We start from the raw sequence: 16,858 nt of genomic DNA on the forward strand, positions 1-16,858 counted from the left end.
CATGAGCTTGTCTGACGCGGCCACACCGCTTGCCATTGAGTGTAAGGGCATCACTAAAAATTATCCGCATTTTAGGTTGCAGAATGTAGATCTCGCTTTTGAGCAGGGTACGGTAATGGGTTTGGTGGGACCAAACGGAGCGGGCAAGTCGACTATTTTGCGCATTGTGATGGGATTAATCGCTCCCGACAGCGGCTCTGTAAACGTATTGGGGCGCACTATGCCCTCGGAGCAATTAAAGGCGAAGCGCGATATAGGTTTTATTGCAGAAGACATGCGTCTTTATGAAAGTGAGACCATTGAGTTTCACATGAATTTTATTAAATCCATTTTTGATTCCTGGGATGCGGAATACGCAAAACATTTGCTGAAACGTTTTGATTTAAATAAAGCACAAAAAGTAAAAGGTTTGTCGCACGGGCAGCGCGTTAAGGCAACTTTGTTGCTGGCATTAGCGCGTCGACCCAAACTGTTGGTATTTGATGAGCCAACCACAGGTTTGGATCCAGCAGTAAGAAAAGAAGTGCTGGATGCAATGATGAATGCGCTTTCCGATGAAACCCATTCAATTTTATTTTCTTCGCACAATACGCTGGATATAGAACAAATCTCCGATTACATCACGTTTATCTACGGTGGTCAGGTTGTTGAGTCGCGTAACAAAGAAGATTTTATCGATGGTTGGCGTCGCTTGCGTTTAACAAATATGCACAATAACCGGTTGCCACAACTGCAAAATATTACCGACGTACAACAAAATGGTCGCCTGTGTACGCTTACGGTAAATAATTACGAAGATTCAATCCCCGAACAGCTCACAAGCGCAGGCTTAATGGTTGATGCAATTGAGCGTCTCACGCTGGAAGAAATATTCCTGAGTAATGTTCACCATGCCAAATCAAATAAAAAAATGGAGCTTGCGCGATGAGTACTTCAATAATACCCCAGCTCGTCATCAAGGATTTGTTGATAACACGAAAAATTATTTTAATTTTTTGTGCAATAAATATCTTATTCATTGCAATTGTTGGTGTGCTCTTCGGGCGCGTCCCCAACTGGGCTTTTGTTAATCTTGCTTTTGTCTTGTTGGTGGCGCCGCTTTTTACCTGCGGGATGGTGCTAGTTTTCAGAACAATCGTAATGGAAAAAGTAAAAGCTACACAGCCGTTTATTATGAGCCTTCCTGTTACTGTCAAAGAATTTACTGCGGCAAAATTATGGGTAAATCTTCCAATATTTTGCGCGCTCTGGGTTTTAAGCTGTGGTGTAACCTTTTACTTTGCTTTTTGGCTGGGTGTTTTTCCTTATGGAACACTGCCTTTTGTCACAATGATATTTCTGGGTGCTTTGCTAGCGTACATCTGTATTCTCAGTGCCAGTCTGATATTTCAGTCCCACGGTATTACGATTATTTCAATACTATTATTTGAATTAGCTACGTCCGCATATTTATGGATTCTTGTATACCTTAAACCCATTGCAAATCATATTTATGGCCCGGTTAGTGTATGGAACTCAACGGCTATTACGGTAATAGCTTCACAAATCTTCGCGGCGATATTCGTGATATTAATGACAATATACATACAAAATAAAAAGCGTGATTTCATTTAGTAAGCGTGAAAACTATGAATAGGCGAATTTGTTTACTCTTACTTGTGCCGCTTCTTTTTATAAAAGATGTAACTGCCTGCACAATTTTTACGGCAGTACAAGGTAAGACAGTTTTATTCGCTGCCAACGAAGATCAAACCTCTAACAACTCCTACCTGATTGTAGACCCAACAGGAAAATACGGTGTTGTATTTTTTGCAACCCCAACCGATGATTTGCCATTGGTTATGCAAATGGGTATTAATGAAAAGGGGCTGAGTTACAGCATAAACGCCATTGCGAGCGAAGATCTAAGTCGCGCGCCCAATGCCATTCCGCAAAAAGAATGGGCACTGGTGGCGTTGATGCGTGAATCAAGCACGGTCAAGGAATTGCTGGATAAATTTTTTGCTTACGATTGGGGAAATTCCATCGCATACCAAATCCATCTTGCTGATAGTACTGGCGATGCCGCCGTCATTCATCCGGGTGATGATGGAAAACTTACTTATACTTCTATAGATAAAAGTAAAGGCTACCTTGTTTCAGCTAATTTTAATGTGCGTGATGCGGGGCTTAAAAAATATTTACCCGGTAGGTACAAAGCTGCAGACAATGAATTAAAAAAATTATCTGGCGAGAATGCTCTTACACAAGCGTACATGACATCTATATTGGATAAAACTCATCAGAGCGGCGGCTGGATTGTTCCTTTCAGATCTATTTTTTCCGTCGTATTTGATTTGCATACACTAGATATCACCTTGTATTACGAGAGTAAATTCGACAAACCATACAAGCTCAATGTTCACTCAGAACTTGCAAAGGTTCAGGGAAATATCCATGAGCGAAAAATAATTCCCTTGCCAGATGTTCTGGCGTCACTTGAAAAGCACTAGTTAGATGGCTTCGCACACTCGAAAAACATCTGCATTTATTAATAGTCTTCGCATAATCATGCCCATTATTGCCATTGTCTGTTTGATCCTATTTGTGCCCTGGCTTGCAGGTTGCGCTTATCTGTCGCCCTTGCCAGATACGGTTCAGGAGCAGGTTGATAAGGCAGTAAATTATGATTTGGATGGCGTTATTGTGTATGTAGATAAAAAAGGCCAAGCTCCTCAGTTTTATTCTGCGGGTTGGAAAAATAGAGAAAATAAAATACCTGCAGACCCGCACGCGTTGTTCAAAATTGCTAGCATCAGCAAGTTATACATAGCCGCCGCTGCGGCAAAACTTGTGAGCAGTAAAAGCCTGGCCTTGGATAAAACTCTGGCGGATTATTTGCCAGAATTGAAAGGGCGAATTCAAAACGCAGATAAGATTACGTTAAAAATGATGCTACAGCATCGCAGTGGTATTCCTAATTATATTGATGATCCAAAATTTCCGTGGGCTAATTTGCCAAGGGATGTGGATGGATTACTAAAATATGGTTTAGATAAGCCTGCTGATTTCAATCCTGATAGCCGTTATAAATATTCCAATACCAATTATTTATTAATCGGCATGATTTTGGATAAGGTCTTGGGTTATAGCCACCACCAATATATTAAAAATGAAATTCTCGATCCGCTTAAATTAACACACACCTTTAGTTTGTTAAGCGAGGTGGATCTGAAGGATGTGGTTAGCGGTTATTTTATTGGTTATGTACCTGATTTAAAGACTGCAAATCATATAGGTGCTGGCGGTTCCATGATAGCGACAGCGCAGGATGTGGGAATTTTTTTGCGAGCGCTAAATGATGGTTCACTGCTTAATAAGGAAGAGCAAAAAATTTACTCTTCTATCTATGTATATGAACACACAGGGTTGTTACCAGGCTATTCGAGTATCGCGCGCTATCACAAAGATATTGATACGGTCGTAATCCAGTTTGTGAATACCAGTGGCGGAAATTCCTGGATGATAACGGAGATAATTTATAATCGTATTATTCGGATTCTACATCAACATTAATTTTTTCTAATTGATTCGAATGACTAGCTCGCCTGTTAATCAGACGAGCTAAGTTGCAATTAGTTAATGGAGCATATGTGGGTGACGTAGCTTAATTCCACGTTGCAGTAAGGCATCAATTTGGGGTTGGTTCAGTTCCATTAAAAAAGCGTGATAAGCGCTACGCACTTTTCTATCTGGAACTAAAGCGCTGCTTTGAATTAAATCCAAAATTCCATTTTCCTCAGCAAGCCTGTGGCGTTCACCGGTGTAGTGATAGTACTGGCTGCCCAATCGCTGTAAACGAAAAATTGCGGTTTGTGAAAAAATTAACGCGTTCATAGAAGTTCCTCTGACGTTAAAAATCTTACTTAGCCGCCGCGATTCTATAAAACGTTTATAATATGTTCCGTTCCCAAGCGCACATATAAAAAATAATTGCGCAAAAAAATAGTGAAGATTAAGGCGTCAGTTTTCAATATTAATGAACTGGGCGGCCCAATTGTTTTAGAGCGGTAAGGCGCGCAACATAACTTATTTTAAAAATGGCAGCCATAATTACAAAAAGAATGTGAAGGAATACCAGCATTGGTATGGCGAATCCCAAATCTATACCGTAGATCAAGTAAATCACAATCAAAGAAATAATTAATGTAGCAGCCATGCTCCGATGCGCGATGTTTAGTAGGGCGGAGGGCTTCATTGAATTCTCCTGTAGTTGCAGGTAAATTTGAATCTAAAGTCGCGTTACAAATTGAGCTGTTCAAGTTTGTGACTATGTTGATTACTTAAAGTTTTAGCGCACCCTATTGTCGCCTCATTACATTTTTTCCAATAAAATATGTTAATGTGCGAACAGACAGTTGATCAGTATTCAAATATTTTTCAAAGCTTAATGGAATATTCCTGTTTATTAACGTCTTCCGCTTTGGAGAATGATTATGCAATTGCCACAGACTAATCGCCGGGTGTCAGAAAATACCTCACCAAGTGTTAATGCAAAAATTCAACAAGAGATTGCTAAGTCAGTACAATTTTACCGCGTCAACCCGCAGCTAATTTCCGAGCGTTTGGATGAGCTTGATAATGAGTGGGATATTGAAAGGGTGCTCGAAACTAATGCCTCCAGTTTAATTGTTGCAAGTAGTCTTCTAGGCGTTGTCGCGAGCAGAAAATTTTTCGCTGTACCATTCGTGGTTGGTGCTTTTCTATTGCAGCATGCCTTGCAGGGCTGGTGCCCACCGCTGCCAATTTACGTCGATTGGGTTATCGCACAACGAATGAAATTCAGCAGGAGCGTAGCGCATTAAAATGCATTCCTCGTAGTTCGCTTTCGCATTAATAGTCTGTTGTGGCTTGGCAACTTTTAATTACATCCGTTAACCTTAATTTTTAAAATGGAGAGCAGACATGGCAACCCCAGCTAAAAACACAATTTGCCTTTGGTTCAATAACGACGCTGAAGAAGCTGCCCGTTTTTACGCCGAGACTTTTCCAAACTCGTCAGTAGGTACGCTGTATTACGCCCCGGGCGATTATCCATCAGGGCAGAAGGGCAATCTTTTGACGGTTGAATTTACCGTGCTGGGTATCCCGTGTATTGGGCTTAACGGTGGCCCCATATTCAAGCACAGCGAAGCATTTTCATTCCAGGTAGCAACTAATGATCAAGCTGAAACTGATCGTTACTGGAATGCAATTGTTAGCAATGGCGGCCAAGAAAGTGAATGCGGTTGGTGTAAAGATAAGTGGGGTATTTCCTGGCAAATCACACCTGTTGCATTGATTGAAGCTATAAGTGATCCCGACCCTGCAGTAGCAAAGCGTGCCTTTGATGCAATGATGCAAATGGCAAAAATTGATATCGCTAAAATTGAGGCTGCACGCAAGGATTCCAATCAATAGTGTGAAACTTGCTGATTATTTTATTTACTCAGATTTTTAAAATTCTTAGATATTTATGTCACAAATACCAAGGATGTTTCGTCTCCAAAAAGATATTATTAGTTTTATAAGAATTTGGAGATTAAGTGATGTTGACCCTTCCCGAGCGCGCCCTGCGCTATGATCGCGAACACTCGCGCAACCTGCGCGCCTTGGCTTATCGCATGCTCGGCTCGCGCAGTGAAGCCGAAGATATAGTACAAGAGGCCTGGCTGCGCTGGGCTGAGGTTGATGAAACCTTAATCCAACATGCGGGGGCATATCTTTCACGTTTAGTAACTAACTTGTGTTTGGATAAATTGAAATCAGCCTCTGCCCGGCGCGAGCAATATGTCGGTGTCTGGCTACCTGAACCATTGTTGGATCAAGAGTTAGGTTGGTCGCTTGGCCCAGAGGAGCGGGCCGAGTTTGCGCATGATGTATCTGTAGCTTTTATGCTTGCATTGGAACGACTCTCGCCCTTGGAGCGCGCCGCTTTTTTATTGCATGATGTGTTTGATTTGGATTTTGAGGAGATAGGAAAGCGGCTGGAACGTAGCCCATCTGCGTGTAGACAATTGTCCAGCCGAGCGCGCAATCATGTTAAAGCCGATTATGCTCGTCGCGAAGTAAAGGCAGAAGAGAGTGAGCGATTGTTTGCTGCTTTTAACGATGCGGTGCGCAATCTGGATTTGGATGCGTTTGCAAATATATTGAGCGAAGATGCGATTATGCTTTCAGACGGAGGAGGTAAAGTTAACGCTGTACCTTATCCATTAAAAGGCCGTGAATTGGTCGCAAAAACATTTATTGGTTTCGCCAAGTTGCCCACCAGCCGCACGTGGCATATTGAACCAGCGCGTATCAATGGGTTACCTGGTTGCTTGATTCTGGATAGTGCAACAGGTCACTTGGTACAAACGGTAACCTTATCGCTTTCTGCAAATGAACCGGGCCGAATAGATGCTATTTATATCCAGCGCAACCCGGATAAGCTTCAAAGCGTATTAGCTGCTTTGAGGCCCACCTAAATAAAAATTTAAATTTTTTTAAATTTACGTCACAAGGTTTGGTGGTGTCTCGTCTTAAAGGTGTGATCACAAACAATTTATTCACATCTACAGGAAAAGCTTTATGAGTAACACCGCCCAACCTCGCTTAAATTACGCCGCTCAATTGCCTGAGCTTCTGCAAAAACTTCAGGAATTCAGTATGGCAATTGTTAAAAGTGGCCACATTGAACCACTCTTGTCGCACTTGGTAGATATTCGCGCATCGCAGCTAAATGGCTGCGCGTTTTGCCTGGATATGCACGTCAAAGAGGCCAAGCTACATGGCGAGCGCGAATTGCGTTTGCATCATGTATCCATCTGGAGAGAGTCGCCTTTATTCAATGCCAAAGAGTGCGCCGCGTTGGCTTTAACAGAAGCCTTAACTCAAATTGCACCCGACGGAATTTCTGATGAGTTGTACGCAAAAGCACGCGAACAATTTGACGAAAAAGAATTAACCGCTTTGGTATTCCGCATCATGGGCATCAACGCATGGAACCGCGCAAACGTCGCCTTCCGCACAACACCCGGCACGCTCGATAAAATGTTTGGATTGGATAAGGCAGGGCTTGTTTGAGCTGATGTTTAAATTGAAAGTAAGTCTGAAAAAGAAAAAAGCCTGATTGGCATAACCAATCAGGCTTTCTTGTATATGGTAGCTAGAGGCGGGATTGAACCGCCGACCCCAGCATTATGAGTGCTGTGCTCAAATCAGATTGTCGCTTTTTCTAGTTCCGTTATTTTACAGAACTGCCTCTGTATCGCTTTTCCCATCGCATAACTATGCGAATCCGTTCTAGGATCACTCAATTATAACAATGTTGTCAAGTGGGTCGTCTTTTCTGAAGAAAAAAGCGCGCCCATTGTCCTCAAGGCATTATCCATACTTCTCATCTTGGTTTGCACATACCGACGTGTCGTTTGCAAATTGGTATGGCCCAAGATTGCTTGTACTGCGAATACATCAGGAAATCCATCACCAGGTGGATTACATAATGTCGTTGCAAATGTATGCCTAAAACGGTGAGCTCCAACTGGTACCCCCGTGTTTCGGCTTAACCTTTTAAAGAAGCCAGTAATTGCAGTCGGATTCATCCGCCCATTCACCGGTTCTTTGTAGCGCTTATAGAAACGCGATACTTCGAACAAATAATCATCTGGTCTAAGTGAGCGATTCAATTCCATCTCTGATCGCTGAAGAAATGCTTTTAGGTAGTTCGCTAATTGTGGGTGTACAGGAATTTGCCACTCACGAAGCGTTTTTGAGCCTTCCGCGCGAAGTTGTATGCTTGTAATTGTGTCGTCCGACCAGATGAGATCCGATAATCTCAAAGTTACTAATTGACGTCTCCTCATGCCGGTGTAGTAGAACACGCATATAACAGTTAGCCAAAACCAACCTGGGCGATAGCCGCTGTCTCTACCTGAAAGAATGCAATTGCAAATATCTAAAATTTCATTTTGGCTCATTGTCTTCGGACGGGGTTCAGTGACTGGTGCAAGCCTAATTTCGCGGAAGAGATTTTTCTGTATCAGGTGTTGCGCCACAGCGTAGTCGCCAACTATCCGAAGGTAGCGGAGGTATCCGTTGTATGTGACGGGTTTGATGGGGTTTAGGCTGTGCAGTGTTTTTCGTTTAAAAGTTGCGAGAGTTTCAAGCGTGATGTCGTTAATGTCCTCGACACCGGTTCTGGCGCTGAACAGTTCGGCGCGGTTTAGTATTGTAGATTGGGTAAATGGGTTAAATACATTGAGATCAACGTATTCTTTTGCGATATCAATTAACTTCATTCTGAAATACTTCCTGGAATTTCTTTTCCAATTTCCGTTGCACCACCCACACTGTGAAGTGCTTCGCTGGCGCGGCGGTCATTATCTATACAAATCACCCAAAAACAACTTAGGCGACACCCAAAAAAGTGACCTGAGTCACATGTTACGGTTATGTTATAAAAAGGTAGGGTTATAGTCAGTCAGCGTTTTTGTCCTCCAGATTCTTTCGAATGAACTTGTTAGGTTTTGGGATGGGGTAATCGTTTTCGTAGATGACCGAGAACGGCAGTAGCCATCCTTGGATTTTGGTGGCCCTGTTGTTTGAGAAAACCCAATAGGGTTGTACGTTCATATCATTGGTTCTGATATTTACGCGCAAGCGCGCAAATCGCTTCGACATGTTTTTGTGGAGCGACTCGCCGTTAAGGCCATGACGATTTAAGAATGTTTTGAAAATGGCCGGAGCGAGGAGAAATACACCTTCCTCAACAATGTGCACCTCGGCGTTCACATTGTTGATAAGAATCGTTTTCTCAATTAAGCCTTTCTTCAACCATTGCAAGAATCTGTCGCCTGTATCGCCAGCCTCCCAGTCCAGATGTTTTTCTGATTGTATGTTTGCGACAGGTACTAATACTTTTTCTTCATATTCCCTCAGCACCTTTCCTGCAGTTTCATTTGAGGTATCGAGTGACGAGGTGTCGTTGTTCGAACGACTTCTAATTGGAGTATCAGAATCGATGATTGAATCCTGGTATTCATCTGCAGGATCAGATGTAGCCGCTTCACTTGCTAATGGCTGGTCGTCATTAGCGTTGGTAGGCGCTTGTTTGCCAGGTTCATGTGTTGTTGTTTCGGTCGCCGGTACCAAACCAGCTTCATTTTGGTGGTCTGAAATGGACGAATGTTCGTTGGCTTGCAGAGGGGCTCGTCTTCCTTCCTCGGAGCCGATTGTTATTTCTCCTTCAAGTGGCTTTAAAACTTTGGACGGGCTTGAAAATTTACGGGCTTCAAATTTCAAGCAGGTTAACTTGTGGCTAAAGGTTGACGTGGCGATATTGATGTTCCAAATTGCCTTGCCATCCTTGGTAGGTAGCGCATATCCGTGCTCTTGCAATATGTCGTAAATCCGAACAGGATCCTGAGGAAGATTCTTCAAGCCCTGACCTTCGCATTCCTGAATTAGCTTATCCGCCAAGGATCGACACACTAGGTAAAGATGGCCCTGCTGATCAACCCAGCCCATACCGCCGTTCACATTTATCCTAATCGCGTTTTCTGCTATCCAGTGCCTTATCATTTTCAAGTAGCGGTCGATTGCGGGAATAGCATTGCTAAAGCGGTGGTCGGCTGGAATTAGTAAATTGCGGGCGGTTGACTCACCGTCTGCAAACTCTGCAATTTCCCCGATGATCCCGCTTTCAAAGCGATCCCCCCAGAGGTATGCGCAAACCTCGCTCATAACCTGAGGTGCTGAAAACAGCCAGGAACGGGCCACGCGGGGCAGAATTTCGAAGTGGGTAAGTGCAACCTTATGGTGGTATTCGTAAGGTGTTTTTTCAAACACAATGCGGTAGGAAACTGCTGCTTTTAACTTAGGTAAAATCTCTGTATGGGTATTCCATAGTCGCTCGGTACCATTTTTGTACTTCACTAGTAATCTGATGGTCGCGCTGAGCTTGCCAACATCATGTAATAGGCAAGCCACAAAAATACCCATAGTCCATAGGTGACGTTGCTCATTAATTTCCGAGATCGTGCCACCTAGTGGGAGTTGGTACCCACGTCGCTTTTTTAGTGCAATAGTGATTACATCGACCGTATGTGCAAATAGACCGCCGGGCCCCGCGTGGTGATGAGATTCGCTTGCTGGCGCTAGCTGGACCACCTCAGCAAATCGATGCATGGGTTCAAGAATTAGCTTGTCAAACACATCCGTGTCTAACCCTGCTAACGGCCGCCATTCATTTAGATTAGGATGAACTTTGCAGTATTCAAAAATCTTCTCAGCTGAAAGAATTGGAAGCTGGCTCATGACAAGTGGTCTCGAACCCAACGCTTGATAATGTCCTCAGCAGGAAACGCGCTGCAACTTTGCAGAACTTCGATAGATCCGCCGAACGATTCATCTGAATCAACTAAAGGATTTAGATATTTTTTTCCTTGATCCGTGGATTCGATGAACCTAAACGTCCATGCGTCAAATTTTGAAAATCGAATCGCGAAGACTTGGAGTAGTGGCAGTTCACTATCTATTTTCTTTGCTTCATGTAGAGACCATAAAGCGCTTAGCAGTTCATCACGAAATGAGGTCTCGGAAACTGGGACATGTGTAAATCGCTTTTCGATATTGAGCAATGCGGTCGCCCACTCCTTTTTACCGATATGCTCAAGCGATTTGTGAAGGCTTGTTTCAAAAGATTGTGACATTCGTAGACCTTTTGGCTGTTGGACGTTTTACCCTTTACCCTTTCTATCCTTTTTCCTTTAAATGGCTTAACCCTTCTTAGACCCTTTCCATTCGCCTTTTTGAGCGCGCGACTTCTCACGGCTTTATGTGAGATGGCGCGCGCTTTTTCTCTTGGGATAAGTCCCTTCGCCATTGCGGTTTGCTTTATAACTTTTTTGCTTTTATGTGCGCAGCAATCAAATTGCACATGGTGAGTTCGATTTGTCGGCTGACACAAAAGTCGTGAGGCATATCATTCGCGGCATGAGTAAAAATCACCCCATCCAACAATTGCTGCGCTATCCCTATGAGTGGGCTTCTGCCGCTGCATATTTTCTGGCGTGCGCATTGGTGCTCATGTCGCCATCGATTTTAATGGGCGCACTGAATACTCCTTCGTTAACATATTCAATTGCGTTGGGACTTGCTCTGCGAGGAACGCAGCGATTTTGGGAAACGAGAAAACTTTTAACATATCAATACGGTTTGCATGTCTTGCCAAAATATGAAATTGACAGCAATGTCATTCCAAAAAGTAAAGAAAATTTATTTGTCGGTTTAGGATTTGAGTGGGTGGCGCGACACACGCAACGCCGGATTGATTTTGATCGCTTGGAATTCGATCATCACAAAACGCGTCACGAGCAATTGCCCTACAAATTCTTTCGCGGCTTTGAAAAACTATTTCGCAGATGGGCGATCACTGCATGGCTCGGGTGGATTACCTCGCGCGAAAGTTGGGTCAATCCTTGGGCACCTATTCCTTACGTTGAAGGGGTGCCTGCAATTCATGCTGTCGGATTGTGGGAAGGTGAAAATCCCATCAACATGCGACAAGCAGAGCGTGTCGCCCACACTTTAGTGGCAGGAACAACACGCGTTGGAAAAACTCGATTGGCTGAAGTGTTTATCACACAGGATATCCATAACAATGATATCGTAATTGTGTTTGATCCTAAGGGAGACGCTGATCTTCTTAAGCGCATGTACCTTGAAGCGAAAAAGGCTAACCGCTTACATCAATTTTACGTCTTCCATTTGGGCTATCCCGACATTTCAGCTCGCTACAATCCTATAGGGACGTTTGGTCGCATTACTGAGCCAGCATCCAGAATTGCGAGTCAACTACCTGGAGAGGGAGCGAGTGCCGCGTTTCGCGAATTCACTTGGCGTTACGTCAACGTCTTAAGCAAAACCCTTACGTCACTAGGCGAAACAATTACCTATGACAATCTACTCCACTACGGAGCGGATATTGATCCACTGCTGTATCGGTATTTGGAGTTCATTTTTGATTTACCTGCTAGCGAAGAAAAGCTTCGCAGAGCAGGTGTTCAGAATTGGCGTAAGGCGCTTGCTTCTATGGTTGAGGACACAAGTCTTCGCCAGGATAAAACACAGGCGACACGTGATCGTAAGGCTTGGGCAGCTGCGCAAATCTTCAAGAAGGCTGATCTTCGCGACCCAGTTGCAAACGCATTAGTTAAAACCTTCGAATACGAAAAATCATTCTACGACAAACTCGTTGCATCACTTTTCCCTTTACTTGAAAAGCTTACTTCCGGACCTGCACGTGAGCTGCTTTCACCCGACTACACCAATCTTGACGATCCGCGCCCTATCTTCGATTGGGACGAGGTAATACGTACTGGCGGTATCGTTTATGTCGGCCTCGATGCTCTGTCCGATGCCGAAGTTGCCCAGGCCGTAGGTAACTCTATGTTCAGTGATCTTACTAGCCGCGCAGGTGCGATCTATAAGTATGGAACAACACAAGGTCTATCTCCTGAACTCGCTGCTTTAGCGACGACTCGCAAAATCTGCCTACACGCGGATGAATTCAATGAGCTGGTTGGAAAAGAGTTTATTCCGATGGCAAACAAAGCAGGTGGTGCAGGCTTCCAATTAACGGTTTATACGCAAACGCTTTCTGACATTGTTGCTCGGTTTGGCGATTCAGCTCGTGCGGGCCAAGTAATTGGAAACTTAGGCAACTTGATAATGTTGCGAGTCAAGGAACCAGCAACCGCAGAGCTATTAACGGGCCTGCAGCCAGAAGTTGAGGTCAACCAATTGACACTTGTGAGCGGTGTTGTGGACGACACTAATCCTGAGTCGTTCAACGATTTCGTATCAAACACACAGCAACGTATTTCTTCGCGTCCGGTACCGTTAATTCCTATAGGCGACATGATGATACTTCCGAAAGGGCATGCGTACGCGATGCTAGGTGGAAAGCTCTACAAGCTTCGTTTGCCGTTGTTTAAAGATACCAGTGAGTTGCCTAAGAATCTTGATTTCCTCTGCACACGCATGCGTGAAACCTATTCAAGTAATGCAGCAAATGAAGAGTGGTACAAGCTTCCTGATATTAGCGCGGTGTCCTAATGGCAGAACAAAATCAAGCGAAGAGAAAACTCCGAAAGAAGGACCATTGGGATTGGTTTTTTGGTCTTACATTTGGCCTCGGTTTTCAGTTTATTTGGTGGTCGCTTTGTACCGTGTTTGTAGCGTGGATGATTGAAGTTATAGGCATGTCATATTTTTGGGGCCCAGAACACTCTCGCGAGGTCCTGCAAGCTGAAATGAGCTACCTCGGAGATTTCAATCGCAATTTACTTACTGGATTAAATCCAACCGAAATGGCCGGACTATTTGGTCGTTGGATTAATAACGCTGTCAATTTTCTCCACTTGCGTGATATCGCCACGGCACTGGGAAGGGCTGGGGGACACTCTGTCGGTGACTACGTTTCCCAAGGAATTGAGATTTTAATAAATACCTTATTCATTTTTGCTGTGCGGTTAACGATTTGTATAAGTGCTGCGACAGGTTTTGTACTTGTAGGTGTAGTCGCATTTATCGATGGTCTTGTTGAACGCGACATTCGTCGTGCGTGTGGTGGCATCGAATCGGCAATGATCTATCACCGATCAAAAAGACTTATAGCACCACTGACCATGTTGTCTTTCGGTCTCTACATGACATTGCCATTCTCAGTACACCCCACGCTAGTTTTTCTCCCAATTATGACTGTTGTGGGTTACATGATTTTCATGACAGTAAAAAGCTTCAAAAAATATTTGTAGATCAAGAGGAATTTATGAGCTCTCTACCGCAAGAATTTAACCGTGACGAAAGTGAAGACCACGACTTACCTTCTAATGAATCTACGGAAGTGCCTCTGCGATTTGATCCACGTGACCGCGCAGTATCACAAATTTCGAAACCGAAAAAAAACGGTTCTGGATTTGCACTACCAGTTTCTCTGCTTTCACTACTGCTTAGCGTTATGGTGTTTTCGCTTGCTGTTGATCATCCAGTCCAAAGAATAGTTGCAATGTTTGGTGGAAAGAAAGTTGATCAAACGTCTGAAGCAGCAGAGCTACAGCTCCAAATTGAAACATTCCGCATGTCGATTTCTGAAGCCTCACGCGCTACGGATCAGGCAAAGACGGAGTTGCGTTCGGTGGTTCAAAGTTTGGATGGCCTTCGAGCACAATTTACCGACATTGAAACGCGTCAAACGTCCCTTGAAAACTCTGTTGCAAAAATTAATTCAAAAATTGAAGCATTAAATGCGCGCCCTGTTCCTAAGCCAATCGCTGTGAAACCGAAGGAGCCGGTAAAACCGCCTGTTTTAGTGAATGTCGTTTCGATTCGGAATCAGGGTGGTGTGGTCTGGGCGTCCCTCAGGGAGGGTTTAAATACATCAAATCTACTTACAGTAGGAGACGAGTGGCGCGGCTTTAAAGTTGTGGGCATTGATCCTGCGTCGCGTGCAGTTCAGGTTGCTTCTAACGGCACTGTGCTGACTGTGAGGTTGTAATGAAGCTACTTAAGATATCGTTAATTGCTTTAGTGTTGTTTTGCAGTTATTGCGGAGCACAAGAGAATCGCCTCGCAGTGTCAACATTTGAGAGCAGTCTGATTGAAAAAGCCAAGACCCACGAAAATGCTTGGGAATACTGGGGGCTAACTAAGCAGGAATGGGACAGATATACGTCGATCAAAGAAAAGTCGCCCTGGTCGGTCTGGAAAAACGAGGCAACTCCACTCGCAATTCTTTCACATTATTCGAGTTCTCCGGCAGAGAAGATACGGTACGCCCGTATCGCCGCAGAGCTCGATCAATGGAGGGAAAATACTGTTCTTGAATGGCAAGCAATCTACAACCATGAACGCGAAATTGTCTACGAAAAAAATAGAGCGGTAGCCGAAGCAAAAAAACCTGATGTAAAAAATATTACTGCCTCCGATCGCGTTTTGTATTTCGTTGAGGCTGGGCCTTGTGAGGCTCGTTGTCGGGCGTTAACGAATAGATTGTTAACTACCTCGGCACACATCGATATTTTTGTAAGAAAGGCGAAGACTGAAAAAGAAGTTTTTGCGTGGGCCACCGCAGCAAACATTCCTGTTGATCGAGTCCATGTTAAGCAAATTACGTTGAACATGGAAAACAATTATATGGACATGGTGACAACGACGCCGATCTCGCTAATCGAATTTCCAATTGCTTATTTGCAGACAAAATCCGAATACAAGGCGGTGATTTTCTAATGTTAGGACGTTCGTTATTTGGGTTGGTCGCCGCTGTTCTATTTGGAACCGCGCAGGCATCAACTATCCCTAGTGCTTATCACAAGATTGCAGCGGACTATCACATACCGGTCGATGTTCTCTTTGCCGTGTTACTCCAGGAGAGTGGTAAGACCAAAGCTAATCGGTACTTGCCTTGGCCATGGGTGCTCAACGTTGAGTTGAAAGCCTACTACTTCGATTCTAAGGAAAGTGCGGAGGTTGCCCTCCGACAATTCCTGGCTGTCGATGACAAAGCCAGGATAGCTGTTGGTCTTGGGCAGATTTATCTACCTTCCCATGGGCATTTGTTTGCGGATAAGGCACAGCTGCTTGATCCAGGGATAAATTTGACCTATGCGGCGCAATTGCTTGCTAATGAATTTGAATGGACTGTCAAGCAGGGTAGGCCAAATTGGTGGGAGGCAGTGGGGAGGTACCACACTCCGTCGAATGCTGAACTTGCAAAGAATTACAGAGAAGAGGTGTTTAAACGTTGCAAAAAAATAAGCGACTACTGCACCAGATATGGAGCCATATAGTGAAGCGAATATTGATTGCTGTTTTTGTGATTCAAGCGGCCGCATGCATGGCGGAGCCCGTCGTGATCAGTGACTACGGCGGTCATCCTTCTGGCGTTCCGGTGAAGCCGCAAAAGGGCGACACCTTCCGATATCTCAAGCCAGTTCCCCTTGATGAACGTGCACGCTATCCGATGCGTTCGAAGCTTCAGCCTGGATACCTAGATGAACCGCAGAAATTAAGTCAGCCGATAAAAGGAGCGCAGCCATTCTTTGTAATAAGTGTCGATGCGTTTTCTCGTGATTGGGTTGAAAAGAATAGGAAATATTTACAGAAAATTGGTGCTCAAGGCTTGGCTACCAATATTGCCAGCAAGAGTGAATTCGATTCGCTTGCATCCTTTGTCAAACCGCTACCGTTGGTGGCTGTGCCGATGGATGAAATCGCGGAAATTCTACATTTTAACGTATATCCCGTCCTAGTTACCGGGGAGGAGGTTGCTCAATGAAGGCTTTAAAATTTACAGGATTGATTCTGGTTCTCATAGCTTTGCTTGCTCCCCGGGTGGCCTTTAGTGAAGAAAGCGAAGACGAGAGCCGCTATTTAATTGCCATCGCCAACGAGATCGAGAATGTTAAAGCGCTAGCTAAAAAGGCAGAAGTTAACACCGATATTAAGGCTCGTACTCGATTTGACTATGAAGCTTTGCAGCGTGATCTGGAGCAAATGCAGAGCGCAATTGAAAGACATGCTAAAGAGCCGTCTCGCACGCCTCGCGCGGTCGCGGCGCTTCAGGAAAATTACACTCGTAAAGTAAATGATGAATAACGATACAAAATCAGCGTTCGCAAATTACTTTGGCCAACCAAATACTGTGTTCGTCATTGTGATGGTTTTGCTTGCTTGCATATTAGGCATTGTTTTAATAAAACTTACATTGGCGGCGTGGAACGACGTACGCCGAGATCCCGACTTTGACGCTACTGATTTCTTTACCACGATAACGCGAATGCTCGCTTTGCTTTTG

The 16,858-nt window shown here is 44.2% G+C and carries 20 protein-coding genes; 15 read left to right on the plus strand and 5 right to left on the minus strand.

The genetic code is table 11. The features are described 5' to 3' along the window. The first annotated feature begins 1 nt into the window (after position 1). Genes IE104_RS12535 through IE104_RS12550 form a run of 4 tightly spaced genes read left to right on the plus strand, consistent with a single transcriptional unit; the run spans position 2 to position 3,555 of the window. Positions 2-928 (plus strand): ABC transporter ATP-binding protein, encoded by a 927-nt coding sequence (locus IE104_RS12535; RefSeq protein WP_189419049.1) that lies wholly within the window; start codon positions 2-4, stop codon positions 926-928. Further along, the gene (locus IE104_RS12540) at positions 925-1,614 is read left to right on the plus strand and encodes a hypothetical protein (RefSeq protein ID WP_189419051.1); all 690 of its coding nucleotides are present in this window, start codon (positions 925-927) and stop codon (positions 1,612-1,614) included. The genes IE104_RS12535 and IE104_RS12540 overlap by 4 nt, the downstream gene beginning before the upstream one ends. A gap of 14 nt (positions 1,615-1,628) precedes the next feature. Further along, on the plus strand, positions 1,629-2,492 hold the full coding sequence (locus tag IE104_RS12545) for a C45 family peptidase (protein ID WP_189419052.1): 864 nt from the start codon (positions 1,629-1,631) through the stop codon (positions 2,490-2,492). A 4-nt stretch (positions 2,493-2,496) separates the two neighbouring features. Beyond that, entirely contained in the window at positions 2,497-3,555 is a 1,059-nt protein-coding gene (locus IE104_RS12550; protein WP_189419054.1) for a serine hydrolase domain-containing protein, read from the plus strand. Positions 3,556-3,618: 63 nt separating this feature from the next. Here IE104_RS12550 and IE104_RS12555 read toward each other — a convergent pair whose 3' ends face one another. Both IE104_RS12555 and IE104_RS12560 read right to left on the minus strand, forming a co-directional pair. Then, entirely contained in the window at positions 3,619-3,876 is a 258-nt protein-coding gene (locus IE104_RS12555) for a hypothetical protein (RefSeq protein WP_189419056.1), read from the minus strand. Positions 3,877-4,015: 139 nt separating this feature from the next. Then, positions 4,016-4,237: a hypothetical protein gene (locus IE104_RS12560; protein ID WP_189419058.1), complete on the minus strand. Its 222-nt coding sequence runs from the start codon at positions 4,235-4,237 to the stop codon at positions 4,016-4,018. Positions 4,238-4,475: 238 nt separating this feature from the next. Here IE104_RS12560 and IE104_RS12565 point away from each other — a divergent pair, with 238 nt between their 5' ends. From IE104_RS12565 to IE104_RS12580, 4 genes are all read left to right on the plus strand, one after another. Next, positions 4,476-4,844: a YgaP family membrane protein gene (locus IE104_RS12565; RefSeq protein WP_229837896.1), complete on the plus strand. Its 369-nt coding sequence runs from the start codon at positions 4,476-4,478 to the stop codon at positions 4,842-4,844. Positions 4,845-4,944: 100 nt separating this feature from the next. Next, on the plus strand, positions 4,945-5,439 hold the full coding sequence (locus IE104_RS12570; RefSeq protein WP_189419059.1) for a VOC family protein: 495 nt from the start codon (positions 4,945-4,947) through the stop codon (positions 5,437-5,439). A 128-nt stretch (positions 5,440-5,567) separates the two neighbouring features. After that, positions 5,568-6,488 (plus strand): RNA polymerase sigma factor SigJ, encoded by a 921-nt coding sequence (gene sigJ / locus IE104_RS12575; protein WP_189419061.1) that lies wholly within the window; start codon positions 5,568-5,570, stop codon positions 6,486-6,488. 103 nt (positions 6,489-6,591) lie between these two features. Beyond that, on the plus strand, positions 6,592-7,086 hold the full coding sequence (locus tag IE104_RS12580; protein WP_189419063.1) for a carboxymuconolactone decarboxylase family protein: 495 nt from the start codon (positions 6,592-6,594) through the stop codon (positions 7,084-7,086). Between the two features lie 233 nt (positions 7,087-7,319). Here IE104_RS12580 and IE104_RS12585 read toward each other — a convergent pair whose 3' ends face one another. From IE104_RS12585 to IE104_RS12595, 3 genes are all read right to left on the minus strand, one after another. Beyond that, complete coding sequence (locus tag IE104_RS12585; RefSeq protein ID WP_189419065.1) at positions 7,320-8,300, minus strand: tyrosine-type recombinase/integrase; 981 nt, start codon at positions 8,298-8,300, stop codon at positions 7,320-7,322. A 178-nt stretch (positions 8,301-8,478) separates the two neighbouring features. Continuing rightward, positions 8,479-10,317 (minus strand): MobH family relaxase, encoded by a 1,839-nt coding sequence (gene mobH / locus IE104_RS12590; RefSeq protein ID WP_189419072.1) that lies wholly within the window; start codon positions 10,315-10,317, stop codon positions 8,479-8,481. Further along, positions 10,314-10,712, minus strand: a complete 399-nt coding sequence (locus IE104_RS12595) for a hypothetical protein (protein WP_189419074.1) — start codon at positions 10,710-10,712, stop codon at positions 10,314-10,316. The genes mobH and IE104_RS12595 overlap by 4 nt, the downstream gene beginning before the upstream one ends. A gap of 205 nt (positions 10,713-10,917) precedes the next feature. Here IE104_RS12595 and traD point away from each other — a divergent pair, with 205 nt between their 5' ends. From traD to IE104_RS12630, 7 genes are read left to right on the plus strand one after another with little or no spacing between them, the layout of a single operon-like run. After that, a complete protein-coding gene (gene traD, locus IE104_RS12600) occupies positions 10,918-13,119 on the plus strand; it encodes a type IV conjugative transfer system coupling protein TraD (protein WP_189419076.1) in 2,202 nt (733 codons plus the stop codon). Further along, positions 13,119-13,820 carry an IncC plasmid conjugative DNA transfer DtrJ family protein gene (locus IE104_RS12605; protein ID WP_189419077.1) on the plus strand — a complete coding sequence of 234 codons (702 nt, stop codon included), beginning with the start codon at positions 13,119-13,121 and terminating at the stop codon, positions 13,818-13,820. Before traD ends, IE104_RS12605 begins: the two co-directional genes overlap by 1 nt. A 14-nt stretch (positions 13,821-13,834) precedes the next feature. Then, positions 13,835-14,560, plus strand: coding sequence for a hypothetical protein (locus tag IE104_RS12610; RefSeq protein ID WP_189419079.1), 726 nt, complete (start codon positions 13,835-13,837; stop codon positions 14,558-14,560). Next, positions 14,560-15,291, plus strand: coding sequence for a hypothetical protein (locus tag IE104_RS12615; protein WP_189419081.1), 732 nt, complete (start codon positions 14,560-14,562; stop codon positions 15,289-15,291). Before IE104_RS12610 ends, IE104_RS12615 begins: the two co-directional genes overlap by 1 nt. Beyond that, positions 15,291-15,851 carry a lysozyme family protein gene (locus IE104_RS12620; protein ID WP_189419083.1) on the plus strand — a complete coding sequence of 187 codons (561 nt, stop codon included), beginning with the start codon at positions 15,291-15,293 and terminating at the stop codon, positions 15,849-15,851. The genes IE104_RS12615 and IE104_RS12620 overlap by 1 nt, the downstream gene beginning before the upstream one ends. Next, the gene (locus IE104_RS12625) at positions 15,851-16,339 is read left to right on the plus strand and encodes a PFL_4695 family integrating conjugative element protein (protein WP_189419085.1); all 489 of its coding nucleotides are present in this window, start codon (positions 15,851-15,853) and stop codon (positions 16,337-16,339) included. Before IE104_RS12620 ends, IE104_RS12625 begins: the two co-directional genes overlap by 1 nt. Next, a complete protein-coding gene (locus tag IE104_RS12630; protein ID WP_189419086.1) occupies positions 16,336-16,659 on the plus strand; it encodes an integrative conjugative element protein, RAQPRD family in 324 nt (107 codons plus the stop codon). The genes IE104_RS12625 and IE104_RS12630 overlap by 4 nt, the downstream gene beginning before the upstream one ends. The last annotated feature ends 199 nt before the right edge of the window (positions 16,660-16,858 follow it).

The organism is Cellvibrio zantedeschiae, from assembly GCF_014652535.1.
GTDB classification, from domain to species: Bacteria; Pseudomonadota; Gammaproteobacteria; order Pseudomonadales; family Cellvibrionaceae; genus Cellvibrio; species Cellvibrio zantedeschiae.